Source organism: Paenibacillus sp. TC-CSREp1, assembly GCF_050171015.1.
GTDB classification, from domain to species: Bacteria; Bacillota; Bacilli; order Paenibacillales; family Paenibacillaceae; genus Paenibacillus; species Paenibacillus silvae.
In genome coordinates this window covers 1-17,202 of record NZ_JBNOKM010000015.1, presented here as the reverse complement: position 1 = coordinate 17,202, position 17,202 = coordinate 1, and the positions used below count along the sequence as shown (strand labels likewise).

The window sequence follows — 17,202 nt, the reverse complement described above, 5'->3', positions numbered from 1 at the left end:
GTACCAACTTGACGTATTAAACACGTTCCACGCAAGCTTTCTCTCACTATTACACAGGAAGTCGATGAATTCAAGCAGATAGAGGGACATCCTTTTTAAACTGATGTAAACATAATTTGATCCATAAAATAAAAATATCCTTGTTACACTTCCTTATTCGACTTCATATTACAAATATCGACAAAATATGTGATTGATTTAATAGATTACAAAATCTATTATTAAGTGGTCACAGAATTATTTGTATAAATGTGGTAGTAAAAGTCGAACTAGGAGGAATTTTGTTTGAGAAGTTTAAAGAAAGTATTTTTGTTGTTATTAACACTTTCTGTTCTGCTCGGGAACTTTGAAGCTTCAATTGGTTTTGCTGCTTCAGGAATTGGTGGTGGTGACACCTCAAGTCCAGTATCTCCGCAACAACAGCAAGACGGTGAAATAACGAAAAATGTCGAAGAAACGCCCGTTCTACCTGATGGGAATGAAAGTGATCTAACGAAAGAAGAAACATTACCTGCAGAGGAACAAGAAGGAGAAGCGGTTAAGCAAATAGAAACATTGCCTGAAGAAAAGCCTGTGCAAGTCGAAATCCCAAGAAATGATGTAAGCGACATTATAAACAATATTAGCAGTTTTGAAGATGTACATAAGAGTAACAAGCCGCGAACCAAATTTTTGGTTCGTCTGAAAAAGGAATACTCGGCTCAACTTCCTTCACCAATTGAAGGCGTTGGTCAGGATATACTAAATCAGAAAAGCATGAGAACTCAAAGTATAGTAACGGAAGTACAGCCTAGCTTAGACCAGGATTTAGAGAACAAGCTTGATCTGTATAATGTGAAAAGTTTAGAAAGTGTAAATGCCCTATCTATGGAATTAAACAGTGAAGAGGTTAATCTTCTCTTGTCTGATCCTAAGGTAGAGTCGATTGAAGAAGATAAACCTATCGAAATTGCTGCCGATCAAGTAACAGAAGTAGAAGATAAATCGGTAAAAGAGAGCGCACAAACGATTCCGTGGGGGATTCATTCCACTGGCGCGTACATACTCCAGTCCAAAAAAGGAACGGGTGACCAAGTTGTTAAGGTAGCTGTATTTGATACAGGAATTGCTGAACATCCGGATCTCAATATTGCCGGAGGCGTGAGTTTTGATGAGTCATCAACCAGCTACACAGATGATAAAGGACATGGTACACATATAGCAGGTACCATTGCGGCGATTGACAATGGAATCGGCGTGGTGGGTGTCTCCCCGTCCACAGAAGTGTATGCGGTTAAAGTCATGGATGGTGCAGGGAATGGTTATACGAGTTCGGTCATTCAGGGCATAGAGTGGGCGATCGATAATAACATTAAGATCATCAATATGAGTTTTGTTGCATCGCAATACAGCGATGCGTTACATGAAGAGATTTTGCGAGCAAAAGAAGCAGGAATCATTATTGTAGCAGCAGCGGGTAATAGCGGCTTAGGAGAAGATACAATCAAGTACCCAGCCAAATACCCTGAAGTTGTTGCAGTTGGTGCAGTTGACTATTCCCATCACCGAGCAGATTTTTCGAGCACAGGTAATGAATTGGATCTGGTTGCACCTGGATTCGGAATTATTAGTACAACGATGGATGGTTCATACGGAGTTTCCTCAGGAACTTCAAATGCTGCGGCACATGTAACCGGGGCGGCAGCGCTGATATGGAGCCATAATCCTTCATTGTCTAGTGAAGAAGTTATTCAGAAAATGTATGACACGGCTACACCTCTGGAAGATGCGCATGAAACTGGCCGTGGACTTCTCAATGTGGCTAAAGCAGCAGGTGTTATTGAAGGTTCGATCGCACCGCTTTCAGAGGAAAACTTATCGGGTTTGAATACGGTGATTCCGGTCGAGCCAGAAGAAGAGATTTCTACAGCTTCATACGATCTGAAGAATAATGGGGCTACGATTGAACCTGGACAGTCAGTGACCGTATCGCTTAAATTGGAAGGCGATCAGAATGGAAGTAATCCACACCGGCAAATCATTGTTGAGGTGACGGCAGCTTCTAACCCGAATAGCATCATTGCTACACAAACGATAACTAATCCAAGTTTGAATGTGGATATACCATTTACTTGGCGCACATCTTCTTCGACGCCAACAGGAACTTATTATATCAAGTATAGATATCCGAATGTGAGTTCTGGAAGATTCGATGACACATTTATCATTAATGTTGCACAACAAGGGCCGGGACAAGACACCTATGAGCCTAACAATACCATTCTTACAGCCAAAAGTGTAAATCCGGGAAATAGTTATATTTCATATATTTCATCAAGTAGTGATATCGATTATTACAAATTGACGCCCGATAAAGATGGACAAATCTCCATTACGTTAGATATCCCTTCTTCAGTAGATTATGAGATGGATATCTATAATGAATCGGGGATTCAGGTCGGTGAATCTTCTAACGGAACGGGTATAACTGAACGTATCGATTTTGAGGTCACAGCTACCAAGTCATATTACATTAAAGTTACGGGGTTCAGTGGCCAATTTAGCACTTCGCCTTACACATTGACACTGAGTAATATAACCACCCAGGCCTATAAGGCACCTACAGGGCTTGAAGCAGTACCTAATGCAACAAGTATTAAGCTTTCCTGGGATAGTATGCCGAATGCTACATCATATGTAGTAAGACTGGACGGAAGAGAAGTTGGAACAGTTAATGCGAGTCCATACACTTTCAGTAGTCTTGAGCCTTTGAAGGCATATAAACTTGAAGTTGCTGCAGTTTATGCGGGGGGTAAAAGTTCTTTTTCATCCATTCAGTCATCAACGACGATTCCTGAACTGTTCGTTTCAAGACCAGAAGATATTGATCAGCCTGCGGGCAGAGATCAAGTATACAGTTTCACACCAGCGACAACAGGTGTATATCGTATCCGTACCAGTGCATACCAAGGATCGGGTCCTGAAGTTGACACGGAGTTGTCGATCTATTCCAGCCTTCAACTTACGAAGCAGATGGCTTCTAATGATGATGCCAATGATTCGGTGTTTTCAGAGATTACCATTAGTCTTAATGGTGGACAAACCTATTATGTTAAAGTAAATGGGTTTGATACAACACCGTTACGAGCAAGGATAACAGCAGATGTTGTTAGTTCAAGTATCCCTTATATTTATCTGAACCAATCTCAGGATATCAATGAACAAGCAGGTAATAGCAATGTTTATGTATTTGTTCCTGCAACCAACGGTAAATTCAGAATTGCTACAAGCAAATACAATGGTAATGCAAATTCCAAAATCAATGACACTGAATTAAATGTTTTCTCGGATGCAGATATGCTGACTCCGATAACGAATGGATACAATGATGACAAGGGAGACTCTGTATACTCGGAAGTCATTGTTAATCTCAGTGCGGGTACGCCTTATTATATCCGAGTAAACGAAGCGAATAAAAGAAAGGTATTTGCCAGACTCCAGGTCACCGCTGCAGGGCAGACCGGGTTTGACTCTCTGAAACTTGGTGAAGCAACAAGTCTGTCCAGACCGAGTGGTGAGGAAGCATACCTGCAGTTTACTCCGTCCACAACGGGCAAATATCGTTTCTTCACATCATATTATCCAGGCAGTAATGAAGTGAATGATACACATCTTGCATTATATAGTGATCCAGAAATGGAACGACTCCTGGATTCCAACGATGATGTGAAAGGATATAGGCCTTATGGAGATTTATTCTCCAAACTGGAAGTGAGTCTGAATGCAGGTACTACCTATTACTTGGCTGTAAGCAGCTTTGGATCTGCACAAGGATTACGTGCCCAACTTACTGTAGAGAGTATGGCACATAATACAAGAGAAACAGCGCAGGTTGTTCCATTTGGTGAAGTTATCAACCAGGATCAATCCGGCAATACCTTGTCCATTTCTTCTCTTTATGATGTAGATTACTACAAAATTGTGTTGAGTAATCCTGAGCAACTAAGCATTGTATTGTCCGAAGGTGAAGGCATTCTGGAGGATGAGCGTGGCTTTACTCTGAGTGTTTCCAATTCCGAGTCCATGCAAGTTGTGGATCTGTATCCTGGAACATACTTCCTTAAGGTAACGTCCGGACAATTCAAAAACACGTTTAAGTCATATATCTATGATTTGGCTGTTGATATTAACAGAGTGGAGTACGAGAACTGGGCTGAGGAAGAAGAAGTTGTAACGACGATGCGTACAATGGCTAAGACGAGTGCTAGAGCCAGAAATGATGAGTGGTTAGATGCAACTCCGGGAGCAAAAGATAACTCAGCTACAATATACTATCGCGTGAAGACTCCAAATCAAAAACTGTACTTTGAAGTTAGAACAAAAAGTGATGCCCTACTTGTTTATGCCGGATTTAAAGAAGGTAATTTCAAAAAAGGTCAGGAAGTTCCCATCGTTTGGAATGGTCAAGTAGAAACATTTAGCAAGGATAAAGCACTATTCTCAAGATATGCAAAAATTAAAGGAAAAGATACGTATTGGGCCAAAGATGGGTCATACGATATTATTATTCACAGGTACAATGATAAGGATCGAAGCCGTAAAGATACACAGATGGCAACGGTTGTTGTCTCTAATAATCCTGAACTCAAATTGAATAGAGTGCCGCTCCCTCCAAGGAAATATGAAATTAGTAAAAAGCTTATCAAGGCTGGAGAGCAGGATCTATGTACGGAATGTAAAGTTTATTTCAATAGGTATGTTTATAAACCAACAATCAGTCATAATGACCTCCAATATAATGCCTGGTTTACTAAAATATATGGCAAAACAGGGTTGCAACAATTCTGGGAAGGGTCAGCAAATCTTGTGCTATGTAAAGATCTTAAAGGGTCAGAATTAGTGCATTGCACTATCGAAAATGTTGGAATGATTCCTATATTGGGTGAGCCATTTGATGGGATTAATGGGGTAATCTATTTAATAGAAGGCAATATAGCCGATGCGTTATGGTCCGCAGGAGCAATTATTCCAATTGCAGGTAACGGAATTACTGCCTTTAAGAAAAGTAAACGATTGTACGGAATTAAAAAATTCTGTGGTTGCTTACCGGCAGGGACTTTGGTCAAGACTCAAGATGGTGATAAGCCAATAGAAGATATTAAAGTTGGCGATCTTGTTCTTGCAAAGGATACTGACCGCGGAATTCAGTCGTATAAACCGGTAGAAGCGTTGTATAATACTGTCTCAGAGGGATTATACACACTTCAAGTAGATGGAACAGATATCAGAACGACAGGGAATCACCCTTTCTGGGTTCACACTAAAGGGTGGATAGATGCTGAGAATTTAAAAGTTGGCGACCAGCTTGAGCTTGAAGATGGAACACTCAAGTCAATAACATCAATTGAATATAGCGACGAGACTATTGAAGTCTATAATTTTACAGTTACTGACTACCATAATTACTATATATCTGGTTTAGGTATTTTAACTCATAACCTTACGCAACAATGTGATATTGGTAGTTATGCTAAAGTAACTAAGAAGAAATTAACAGATAGAAAAGCCGGAAGTCCGAGTGCCATACTTCAAGCCGAAATTGAGAAAGCGACTGGTATGAAGAAACCTGAAAATTGGGCTGCTCATCATATTTTTCCAGCTAATGATTCCAGGTTTGCATCCTCAAGAGATCTCATGAAAATAATGAAGAAACATAAAATTGATGTTAATTCATCAATTAATGGTGTTTTCTTGCCTAGAGATAAAGGTATTTCAACTACAATTATCGATGGCCAAACTATGTCCACTCATAACGGTTCTCATGCGGAGTCTTATTATGATTATGTTCTTAAATTGGTAGAGCCTGTTCAAGACAACGAAGCTCAAGTAATTAAAGTAATGGAGTATGTGCGTGGAGAGTTATTAGCAGGAAGATTAGAGTTGGGAAATATAGTTGATTAGCGAGGTGGACAATATAAAAATTTATGAATTAAAAAATGATGCAAAATCGAAATTATTAGCTGCAGTCGATAATGATGATCACCCTATTGAATCTTCTTTTCATGGACAACGCCAAGAAGATTCATGGTCTCTAATAAATGTAGAGACTCTTTACAAAAAAGTATATAAAGATTTTCCAAAATACCACATTGGAAAGCCTGTAATCTCAAAAAGAGTGAAAGAGGCGATGGACAAAGATCAATTATTAAAAGATGAAGTGGAGTTTCTACCTTTAACAAATGATAATGATGAATTGTTTATGCTCAATGTCGTTAATGTTTTGGATTGTGTAGACTACAATCGCTCAAATATAGAAAAATTTAAGGATGGGTCTTGGTTACGCTTTAACAAGCTTGTATTTGATCCTTCAAAAATACCTTATGGGACGTGTATGTTTAAGATTAAAGAAACTCCAGGTGTACAGGTTTTTGTTACTGAAAAGTTTAAACAATGGGTTGAGGAGCATAAATTCAAAGGGCTCAATTTTTCACAAGTGTACGATGCCGACTTTACAGAGGAAATGGAAGTGGAGCAGCAGCGCCTATACGACGCTGCGCTTGAAGAGATTGAACGCAATAAAGGACAAGAATATTCATATAAAGAAGCTCGTGAGCTGGTGGATCAGGGCGAAGCTATGGCTAGCGGTCTGTGGAAGATGCAATTGAACAAGCATGGACAATTCGTGCAGGGTGAGTTGCTGAAAGATCTGTCCTATCAATGGATGATCCCGGCGTATATCCCACCAGTGTTATTGTTAAAGTCCTGGCATAAGGTGAAGAAATCAGAAATTTAAATTGTTTTGGAGGATGAACATGAGAGGCTTGAGACGTAATATTGCTGTAATAACAGCAATGGCATTAATTATATCCTTGCTCTCTCCCCTTTTCGGGGGAGTGAGAACTGTATTCGCGGCAGATGTTCCAGGAGCACCGATCACAACACATGTGATCAAGGGAAATAAGAGCAACAGCGGCATTTATTATGGTGCAGTAGAGATGGAGTTGGTTGCTCAAAATACAGGTTCGGGTGTTTCTCTAACAAGATATAGTTTAAATGATGGTGCTTCCTGGTCTACGTATACACAACCTGTTGTGTTTTCGGATAAGAAAGTATATAACATCATCTATCAATCGATTAGTAACAATAGCCGAACAGAAACGCCTAAAGAATTAAGATTCACCATAAAGAAAGATACAAATCCTCCTGAGACTTCAGTACAAGTCACGGGGACGCAAGGACAGAACTCCTATTACATAAGTCCGGTTACACTAACCCTTCAGAGTACAGACACACAATCTTCCGTAGATTACACGGAATATAGCCTGGATGGCGGGATGACTTGGATGAGATACACCTCTCCAATTCCAGCTACCGAAGAGCAGAGTACGATATATTATCGTTCACGTGATCTGGATGGCAATGTGGAGAAAATGAAAAAAAGTAAGATTAGTATTGATACATCTGCACCGACTCCTCCCCTGTTTAATTACAAACCCGATGAGTGGAGTAATACTACGTTCCTCGTTACTATGTATCATGGTACCGATGAACAAAGTGGAATTATGAAATCTCAGTATCGGCTGGATCAAGGAGGGACTTGGACCGATTATACCGTTCCTTTTAATGTGAGTGGTGATAAATTCAGAACAGTCTACGTTCGGTCTATTGATAATGCAGGTAATATAAGTGAACTAGATGAATTTACGTTACAATTTGATAAAACACCGCCCTCTGTACCTAAAATTCTTTTGCAGTATGAAGACTGGAGAAGTCACGAAATCTACATATCAATTGATGAAGGTACCGATGAAGACAGTCAGGTGCAAGGCTACGAGTATCGAATTGGTTCTAGTACAGAATGGATGGAATATATTAGTTCATTCCCGGTAGAACAAGAGGGGAATACTAAAATTTATGCTCGAACGGTGGATAAAGCGGGCAATGTAAGTGCCACAGTGGAGGCCAACGTGAAGATTGACCTTACGCCGCCTTCACCTCCTGAAAAGCTTTATAAAGTAAGCCAACTCGGATCGAATGCTGTCATTCGCTGGTCACCTTCGCAAGACGCGTTGTCAGGCATAAAAGGATATGAAGTTTACAATGGTGACACTCTTGTAGGTGAGACTACGGACACTAAATTTACAATTACCGATCTTACGCTGAACGAAATGCAATCGATCTCCGTTGTAGCGATAGATCAAGCTGAGAATTCTTCAGTAAAAAGCAAACCGCTTGTGTTCTTTACTAATAACTTAGCAATATCCGCTTATCGAGATCATACTTTTGCTTGGAATCAGCAGGGGCAAGTTTGGGGTTGGGGGCTTAACAGCAACTACCAGTTAGGCGACGGAACTACAACGAATCGTACAAGTGCTACGAGAATAACAACCCTGGATGGTTTCTCAATGATTTCAACGGGTTTCAAACAAAATATAGGATTGCGTTCAGATGGAACCGTATGGACTTGGGGGGCTAATGATTATACTAATCAACGTCTCACGCTGACTCAAGTACCGGGTTTGGAGAAAGTAGTATCTATTTCTGCGGGTCTTCAACATTACATGGCACTTAAGGAAGATGGAACCGTATGGACCTGGGGAGATAATGGTTTGGGTCAACTCGGATCGGGTAACAAGTTGCCATACAACAGCCTTGAACCCATTCAGGTTGCAGGTTTACAAGGTGTTGTGGCTATCAACGGAAGTTACTACAACAGCATGGCATTAAAAGATGATGGAACTGTATGGATCTGGGGAGATGGAAGTCGAGCAATTGGTTACAAGACTTCAACCAGTACCATTCACTATTCACCTATCCAGATCGCTGGATTATCTAATATTGTTCAAATTGACATGATCTATCTGCATGGACTGGCTCTCCGCGACGATGGAACCGTATGGAGCTGGGGCATGAATGATTCGGGTCAATTAGGTTTGGGAGATTATATCGACCATCCGACTCCAACACAAGTACCTAACTTGAATAACGTTAATAAAATTACAGCGGGATACTCGCATAGTATGGCCTTGACCAATAGTGGGGACATATGGTCATGGGGAAATAACTATTATGGAGAAGTAGGGGATGCTTCAGCTATTCAAAAGCGTCCAAATCCAGTAAAAGCTGCACACTTAAAAGGAGCTACAGATATCGAAGCTGGTGAGATGTACAGTTATGCTTTGAAGAAAAATGGTTCTGTTTGGTCATGGGGGAATAATACTTATGGTCAATTAGGGAATGGAACAACGACTTCACAACCTACACGTGTTCTGGTGGGCGGATTCAGTTATCCAGTAGATAAAGTTGCTCCAACTGCACCAGCACAACTTAGAGTCGCGGGCAAGACTTCTGCAACAGCAGTGTTATATTGGGAGGAATCGGAAGATGATCATGCAGTGAAGGAATATTTGGTATATTCCGGGTCGACTCTATTCAGTACATTACCTGTAGATGGTAAATCATTAGAGTCCATTATTAATTACACTGCCAGTGGTTTGGCACCGGGTCAGACATATACATTCACAGTCAAAGCAAAAGATTATCAAGGTAATGTTTCAGAAGCAAGTAATAGTGTAACTGTGACTACGGAACAATCGTATACAAAGGAAATGTCAGGAGGTCAAAATCACTCACTGGTATTAAAAACAGATGGTTCTGTCTGGGCATGGGGATCTGATCAATGGGGACAATTAGGATCTGATAAGGTCTATTCAACCAAAACACCGACTCAGGTGTCCAACCTGTCTTCAATTACAGCCATTACATCGGGTCCGGATTATAACTTGGCTCTTAAAAGTGATGGAACAGTCTGGGCGTGGGGGAGCAACCAATCCGGGCAATTGGCCAATACCAATGCAATTATGTCAGATGTCCCTAAGAAAATCGAAGGCATAGACTCGGTTATAGCTATTGATGCAGGAACAACCCATGCTTTGGCATTAAAAAGAGATGGAACGGTTTGGTCATGGGGAAGTAATTACTATGGGGAACTGGGACTGGGGAATAACACAAGCCAATATGCTCCAACTAAAATTTCTTCATTAACAGGGGTTAAGTCTATTAGTGCTGGTGCGTTCTACAGTTTTGTAATCAAAACGGATGGAACAATCTGGTCATGGGGGGCTAACAGTTTTGGTCAACTAGGTAACGGTACAGAAGTAAGTAAGAATGTACCAACCAGAGTCACAACCCTATCTGGTGTGGAAAGTATATCCCTAGGTTTTTATCATGGACTTGCATTAAAACAGGATGGAACAGTTTGGGCATGGGGATATAACTATAACGGTCAATTAGGTGACGGGACCAATACTAATCGGTTAACACCCGTTAGAATTAACAGCTTGTCTGGAATAAGTCAGATAGCAACAGGCAATTTCTTCAGTTTAGCCAGAACCTCAAATGCAATATATAGCTGGGGTCAAAATAGCTATGGAGAGCTGGGTACCGGTGGAAGAACGGGAACCAATTCCCCAAGTCAAGTTGCTTCTATTACTTCTGTACAGAACATAGCGGCCGGAGTTTTCCATGGTATGGCTCTATCAAATAATAACTTATTGACATGGGGATATAATCAGGATGGACAGCTAGGTAACGGTACAACGACGAATTCATATGTTCCAGTTAGCGTTCTTGGGATGTCAGCCGCAAAGGCAAGTGCGGCTTCCAAATCAGCTCCAGTATCCAATACTCAATCTTTGAACAAAGACTCAGATAGACCAGAAATGCTAACTAAAATAATTTTGACTGATTTTATAGCTCCTACACCTCCCGAGAATGTAAAAGTAACTCAAAAAGGCGAGGGAGTTATACTGGATTGGTCACCATCAACAGATGATGTGAGTGTAAAAGAATATTGGATATATATAAACGATGAGTTGATATCAAAGACAGCTTCTCATACGAACGTAAAAGTTCAAGGTCTAACGGATAGTCTCATCAATATTACAATCAGAGCAGTCGATGAGGCGGGCAATGTTTCCGTTTCTAGTGCATCAGTAACGCTATGATTATGTAAAAGTTAAATTAATCTCCTGGTTGATTAAAAACCAGGGGATTTTCTTGTATAATGGAAAACTATACAGGCGTATGAATGGAACGATATAACATTTTAACATTGTATCAAAAGACATTTCAGGAGAAAGGGGACCAATGAATGGATGAGGTGAAAATTGAACATGCACCGCCTGCTGCGGTGGAATATTTGGCGCTGCGACAGATGGCCGGTCTTAGTCCGATGAGCCGGGAGGGAGCAGAGATCGGGCTGCCGCGCAGTTTATTTGCGGTATGTCTGCGAGAGGAAGATGTTCTAATCGGTATGGGGAGAGTTATTGGCGATGGCGGCTGTTTTTTTCAGGTGGTAGATATTGCGGTGCATCCTGATCTGCAAGGCAAGGGCTACGGAAAACTCATCATGATCGAAATTATGGATTATTTGCGTAAAGCCGTACCTCCGCGGGGGTTGGTCAGTTTGTTGGCAGATGTGCCTGCGGATCGTTTATACGCCCAGTTTGGTTTTACTTACACCAGTCCAAAATCGGAAGGCATGTGGTGGAGGCAAGGGGAATAGGTGATAAGAAATCTGGGTCAAACCTATTTAAATAAAGCAAGTCTTGGGTATGTGAAATAGCCTGATCACACTCCATCTAATATTTATCTCTTCAACCTTTGGTTTTCCAAAGGTTTTTTTGCTTTACATCCATTAAATTACATATATAATGTAATTTAAATACAATTTACGATTTACAAATTACACTGTTTTCAATATAAGCAACAGAATGGAGGAGACAAAGTTGGACAAAGACCAGCGGACTCAATTTAATCGAATGGTAGAACGATCCATGGATCAGGCAAGCAAAAATCTTTCGGGAACCAAGGGAGTTGTCTCCGTGAGATTAAGTCAGGAAGAAATTGATATTATTGATGAGCTTGTATTCCTTGAATTGGCCAAAAACCGTTCAGATGCAACGGCGATGTTAATCAGGGAAGGAATTAGGGCCAATCAATCGTTATTGAGCGAGATTCAGGAGTATACCGCAGAACTCGAGCGGGTAAAAGCCAAAATGCAACAGTCCATTCGCAATTCAGGGTTGTTGAAACGTCTGCAAAATGTAACTGGAAGCGAGATTAAGGGGGAAGGAGAGGGAACGGATGAAACAAACGAAAAATGAAATCCATAACGACAGTTACGGGTCCATTCTGCGCATTCCATCCTTTTGTGTACTTCTTGTAGGCAGACTGATATCCGGTGCAGGCCAGATTTTATTTTCTATGGCTACGATGTGGTATATTCTTCAGTTGACCGAGTCTGCACTCGCAGCAGCGCTGATCCCTATGTTACCTTACTTTATTTATGCTTTTCTGGGTATACCTCTCGCTACGATCAGTGATCGGCTGCCCAAGAAGCAGCTCTTGATCTGGACAGATATACTGAGAGCCTGCGTGGCTTGCATATTGGCGCTTTTATTCATGAGTGGTCAGATGGTACCGTTGCATATCTATGCTGCCAATTTGCTGATTGCCATTCTTGGATTTTTGTTTAATCCGGCAACCCAGACCGTCATCCCCGCCATTCTACCCAACCCATCGAAACAACTGGCACCAGCCAATGCACTACTCAACTCATCTTCCAAAACGATTGAATTGCTTGGATATGCTATAGGTGGCATACTGGTAGCGCTCATCTCTACTCAGTCGATCCTGTTCATCTACGCGCTCACCTTTCTGGTCTCTTCTCTCTCCATTGTCTTTATTCATATCCCGGTGACCAAAGTAGTGAAACAAAAAGGAATCTCCGGCTTTATGAGGGACAGTATGCAAGGGATTACCTTTTTGTTTTCGCGTAAAATTCTGGCCTGTTGCATCATTTTTGGTGCTATTATCAACTTCGCTGGCGCACCTCTGCACATCTTTACTCCGATCTTTGCCAATATGGTACTTCATGCAGGACCACAAGGGTACGGTCTTCTCCAATCCGCTTTTGCCGCCGGCAGTATTGTAGGCTCTCTACTCAGTGGGAAGTATGCCAAACGGCTTTCGCTCGCCCGATGGTTTCTGATCAGTTATCTGATCTCGGGAGCAAGCTTGTTACTTATGCCTATGTTTCCTAATTTGTACATCGCTATCGCCTGTTCGTAAGTCCTTTTCGAGAGGAGCAGGGTACACATAGCAAAACACAGAAAGCCTCAATCTCGTCAGAAATTTAATTTCATATTCTTCCTTTTTATCGAAATGATATTACAGGATTGCGAAGAGCAGATGGAAGGCATAACCTGTGGCAGATAGCACTATGTGCAGTATGCATTGCAGGAGAAGAAAGAAGTATTACAGCGGGCAAGCGGTATGAAGGGGAGGGGCAAAGCTCAGGTCTTTTTTTGCAAAAAGAGATCGGTGTACTGCTTGAGAATGAATCTGCCTTGAGGAGCCGAAGCCCGATAACATATGCTTCTGTGCTAAGCGGAATCGATTTCCTGTTCATTCACGGCCAGGCAGATCAGCTCTGTCCCGTGGAGCAGACGGTACGGTTATATCAGGAAATACGGGAATACAAGCTGGCGTTGGACGAACCATCAGGGAGACTGGAACTTCATATCATTGATGATTTAGGGCATGAAATGTATTCGGAACGGTTCTGGGCACAGAAAGCGGTCGAATTTATGACCTTCGCTAAGGAGGGTCAGGCAAAATACAAGTAAGCTGCCAAAGCCGCGTATGCGGCTTTTTGTTGATTCGCGTTTCTTTTACTGATCAGAAAAGGAGTTGTGATTACTATTTTGAGTACATCATGTATAGGGGAATGGGCAGTTGAGCCAGACCCGTAGTTTACAAGTGAGCACAGACGGTTTAAGATGGCGTGAGCCGTTTAAGGTATATAACAACTGGATTAAGTATTAGAATAACGGTATGAATCAGATGAGATGACATCTATAGAAGAGAGGGAATGAATATGAAGGTAGCGATTTTTGGAGCAACTGGAGAGATTGGCAAGACGATTCTGTGGGAATTGATGGACCGTGGGCATGAGGTCACGGCCGTGGTACGTAATCCTTCCAAAGTTGAGATGGTGCATGAGCGCCTGCGTGTAGAGCAGGGAGATGTGCTGAATCCGGATCAGGTCGCTGATTTTTCAGCCGGGCAAGAGGCGGTTGTGAGCGCTTATGGGCCTAAGTTTGGCGAGGAAGAGGAGCTGCTGGAGGTGACACGTTCCCTGATTGAAGGTGTACGCCGTGCAAACGCGGGGCGTCTGGTTGTGGTGGGCGGAGCAGGAAGCCTGCTGACCGATTCGGGCGAGATGCTGATGAATACACCGGGATTCCCGGAGGAAGTGAAGCCGCTTGCGCAAGCTCATGCGGATGCTTACGCGCTGCTGGAGGAGTCAAACATTCACTGGACCTATATGAGTCCGGCGGCAACGATTACGACAGGGCGGAGAACAGGCCAATTCCGAATTGGCATGAACCGTGTGATCACAGATGATCTGGGAGAGAGCTCGATTTCGGTTGGGGATTTTGCGGCAGCACTAGTCGATGAGTTGGATGATCCGCAGTTTGTTCAGGCTCGTTTTACGGTGGGATATTAGGTATCAGGAGGGAGGCCGTTTGGTTGATGCCCCGGTATGTGTGAACTGATCGGGAGATCAGAATCAGTCATTGTAAGGGTGAAACTGTGTAAATGCTTGTATGAAGAGGATCATGTATAGGCCGGAGGGATATAAGATCGGAAATTCAGGTCGAGATATAAGAGACGAATAATGGTGGGCAAGGTAAGGTGGGCGTTTGCAGGGGAGGTTAAGGAAGTTTGAAAGGATACGATCTTTTCTTGCTTTCTGCTATTCGATCCTTAGCTTACTAGGTATAGCCTCTTCTGCTTATCTGCTGTCATAAAGCCACTTTCAACTTGCATTCATTTTCTGACTCTCCTCCTTAGGGGCACGGCAGGTAATTACAAACTATGTAATGGGAAACAAGATGAGAATAATGAAATTGCAAGTTTAGAGCAGGGGATGTAAGGTCGAGTAGAGAGTCAGGTTGTTTGGTGCACGGATGTTGTGACAGTGGAGTAAAATAACCTCGTTTTGGTCAGATTACCCATTCGTATGATTTGGGGAACGGCTGCAAGTCAAATGCGGTTATTGAGGAGGGAACAGTGTTGTATATCGTAACGGCGGAGCAGATGAGGGCAGTGGACGAGCATACGATTCAACAGTTGGGTATTCCTGCGGTCAGCCTGATGGAGAATGCCGGAAGGGCCATTGCTGAAGAGGTGATCCGGCTGTGCCGGGAGAGTCAGCGCGGAGACAGTGTGGGATCACTTCGCCGACCTGATCGCGGCGATGACATGGAGACGGGCCGGGCACACACAGGGCCTGGCGATCGTGTGGGCAGTGGGGGCGACATCCTCGCTGATCCGGCGCTGATGATGTCGCATCCCGGTGATCAGCATTGGTACATGCTGATCGGCAAGGGCAACAATGGCGGCGACGGGTTGGTTGCGGCGCGCCATTTGATTGAAGCGGGGCTGGGCGTAACGCTTGTTTACGCCGATGCCCCTGAGGCACTGCGGGGCGAAGCCGCCGTGCAAAGGGATGCCGCTGCGAAGCTCGGCATGCCTGCCGTTGTCCACGGGCGTGAAGCCGTGGACTTCAGCCGGTGCACAGGCATCGTGGATGCGCTGCTGGGCACCGGCTCGCGGGGGGCGCCGCGCGGAGCATACGCGGCGCTGATTCGGGCGGCGAACGACAGCGGTAAGCCAGTCGTGTCCGCCGATGTTCCAAGTGGGCTGAACGCCGACACAGGGGAGGTGTACGAGCCCTGCATTCGAGCCCGGGTGACTGTATGCCTCGCGCTGCTCAAGCGCGGGCTGGTGCAATACCCGGGCGCAGCTGCCGCAGGGCGCATTGTGGTGCGCGCCATCGGCATTCCTGCGCGGCTCGCGCCGGAGCATGGCCCCTCGGTCCGTCTGCTGACGGACGAGGTGCTGCGTGATGCGCTGCGCGTGGACACGGGCCGTCTCCGTGACCCGGACGGCCATAAAGGCACCTACGGCCACGTATTGGTGGCCGCAGGCAGTATGCCGATGAGCGGCGCAGGCCTGCTCTCGGCCAAGGCCGCGCTACGCGCGGGGTGCGGGCTCGCCACATGGGCGCTGCCCGCGGCACTGCTGCCGCATGTCATCGGCACCGTGCCCGAGCTTATGCTCGCCGCTGCAGCCGATGGCAACAGCGGCGAATGGAACGCGGCCTCCGCCGCAGCTGTGCTGCGCCTTGCGGAGAGCCGCGACGTGCTCGCGACCGGCCCGGGGCTCGGTCGCTTCCAGAGTGACACCGACTGGCTGCGCAGTCTGTGGCAGCACACGGATCGCCCGCTCGTCATTGACGCGGACGCCCTCAACATGCTGGCAGACGCAGGCCCGGATGGGCCACGCGCCTGGGGCCAGCGCAGTGCGGCGACGATCCTTACGCCGCACCCTGGCGAGATGAGTCGACTGCTGGGCGTGTCGACCCTCGAGGTGCAGCGTGACCGGATCGGACACGCTGCACGGTACGCCCGCGAGCAGGGCGTGACCCTTGTGCTCAAAGGAGCACGAACGGTCATCGCAACGCCTTCCGGCGAGGCGTACATCAACACCACCGGCCACGCCGGCATGGCAACGGGTGGCGCAGGTGACGTATTGACCGGTATAATCTCCGGTCTGCTCGCCCAAGGGCTGAACGCAGAGCAGGCTGCCGCATTCGGCGTATACCTGCATGGGCAGGCCGCCGAACGAGCAGCGCTGCTGCGCGGCCACCCTTCATCGTTGCTGGCTGGAGATATCCTCGACGCATTGTGAGGCACATAGGGTAACTTGTGTGCCAACCACATGAAAGTGTGTCACACGTCATTATGGCACCTCTACCATAAACATATCAAAAGGAGCCTGCCATGATGTGATGGGCGGGCTCCTTTTTGATACTTTAAATGAAGTTACTGTTAAAATACCGATTCTGTTGCCTGCCTTAAGCAGCCTCAAACAGAGCTAACCAGCGTCCAACAGCCCTAAACAGCGTCCAACAGCCCTAAACAGCGTCCAACAGCCCTAAACAGCACCTAACACTATACTCTTCACTGCCAAAGTAGAAACCGAAGCTCTAGCACCGCTCAACTGACCAATACAAGTCCATCCCCATCAAGTTACTCGAACCCAGCTCAGCGCAAGTCCATCCCCATCAAGTCACTCGAACCCAGCGCA

At 44.6% G+C, this 17,202-nt stretch carries 9 protein-coding genes; all 9 read left to right on the top strand.

The features are described 5' to 3' along the window. Nucleotides 1–285: 285 nt before the first annotated feature. A complete protein-coding gene (locus ACQSGY_RS21945) occupies nucleotides 286–5,940 on the top strand; it encodes a S8 family serine peptidase (protein ID WP_427180712.1) in 5,655 nt (1,884 codons plus the stop codon). Between the two features lie 4 nt (nucleotides 5,941–5,944). Next, nucleotides 5,945–6,772, top strand: a complete 828-nt coding sequence (locus ACQSGY_RS21940) for an imm11 family protein (protein ID WP_427180711.1) — start codon at nucleotides 5,945–5,947, stop codon at nucleotides 6,770–6,772. Between the two features lie 19 nt (nucleotides 6,773–6,791). Next, nucleotides 6,792–10,985: an OmpL47-type beta-barrel domain-containing protein gene (locus ACQSGY_RS21935; RefSeq protein WP_427180709.1), complete on the top strand. Its 4,194-nt coding sequence runs from the start codon at nucleotides 6,792–6,794 to the stop codon at nucleotides 10,983–10,985. A gap of 146 nt (nucleotides 10,986–11,131) precedes the next feature. After that, nucleotides 11,132–11,545, top strand: coding sequence for a GNAT family N-acetyltransferase (locus tag ACQSGY_RS21930; protein ID WP_427180707.1), 414 nt, complete (start codon nucleotides 11,132–11,134; stop codon nucleotides 11,543–11,545). A gap of 223 nt (nucleotides 11,546–11,768) precedes the next feature. Further along, the gene (locus ACQSGY_RS21925) at nucleotides 11,769–12,146 is read left to right on the top strand and encodes a hypothetical protein (RefSeq protein ID WP_427180706.1); all 378 of its coding nucleotides are present in this window, start codon (nucleotides 11,769–11,771) and stop codon (nucleotides 12,144–12,146) included. After that, a complete protein-coding gene (locus ACQSGY_RS21920) occupies nucleotides 12,127–13,113 on the top strand; it encodes an MFS transporter (protein ID WP_427180704.1) in 987 nt (328 codons plus the stop codon). The genes ACQSGY_RS21925 and ACQSGY_RS21920 overlap by 20 nt, the downstream gene beginning before the upstream one ends. A gap of 107 nt (nucleotides 13,114–13,220) precedes the next feature. Continuing rightward, nucleotides 13,221–13,670 (top strand): alpha/beta hydrolase family protein, encoded by a 450-nt coding sequence (locus ACQSGY_RS21915; protein ID WP_427180702.1) that lies wholly within the window; start codon nucleotides 13,221–13,223, stop codon nucleotides 13,668–13,670. 251 nt (nucleotides 13,671–13,921) lie between these two features. Beyond that, nucleotides 13,922–14,554, top strand: coding sequence for an NAD(P)-dependent oxidoreductase (locus tag ACQSGY_RS21910; protein WP_427180700.1), 633 nt, complete (start codon nucleotides 13,922–13,924; stop codon nucleotides 14,552–14,554). A gap of 569 nt (nucleotides 14,555–15,123) precedes the next feature. Continuing rightward, complete coding sequence (locus tag ACQSGY_RS21905; protein WP_427180698.1) at nucleotides 15,124–16,803, top strand: NAD(P)H-hydrate dehydratase; 1,680 nt, start codon at nucleotides 15,124–15,126, stop codon at nucleotides 16,801–16,803. Nucleotides 16,804–17,202: the final 399 nt, after the last annotated feature.

Coding starts and splice junctions, on each gene's coding strand:
- ACQSGY_RS21930 (WP_427180707.1), top strand. CDS start 11,132: ATGGATGAGGTGAAAATTGAACATGCACCGCCTGCTGCGGTGGAATAT.
- ACQSGY_RS21920 (WP_427180704.1), top strand. CDS start 12,127: ATGAAACAAACGAAAAATGAAATCCATAACGACAGTTACGGGTCCATT.
- ACQSGY_RS21910 (WP_427180700.1), top strand. CDS start 13,922: ATGAAGGTAGCGATTTTTGGAGCAACTGGAGAGATTGGCAAGACGATT.
- ACQSGY_RS21935 (WP_427180709.1), top strand. CDS start 6,792: ATGAGAGGCTTGAGACGTAATATTGCTGTAATAACAGCAATGGCATTA.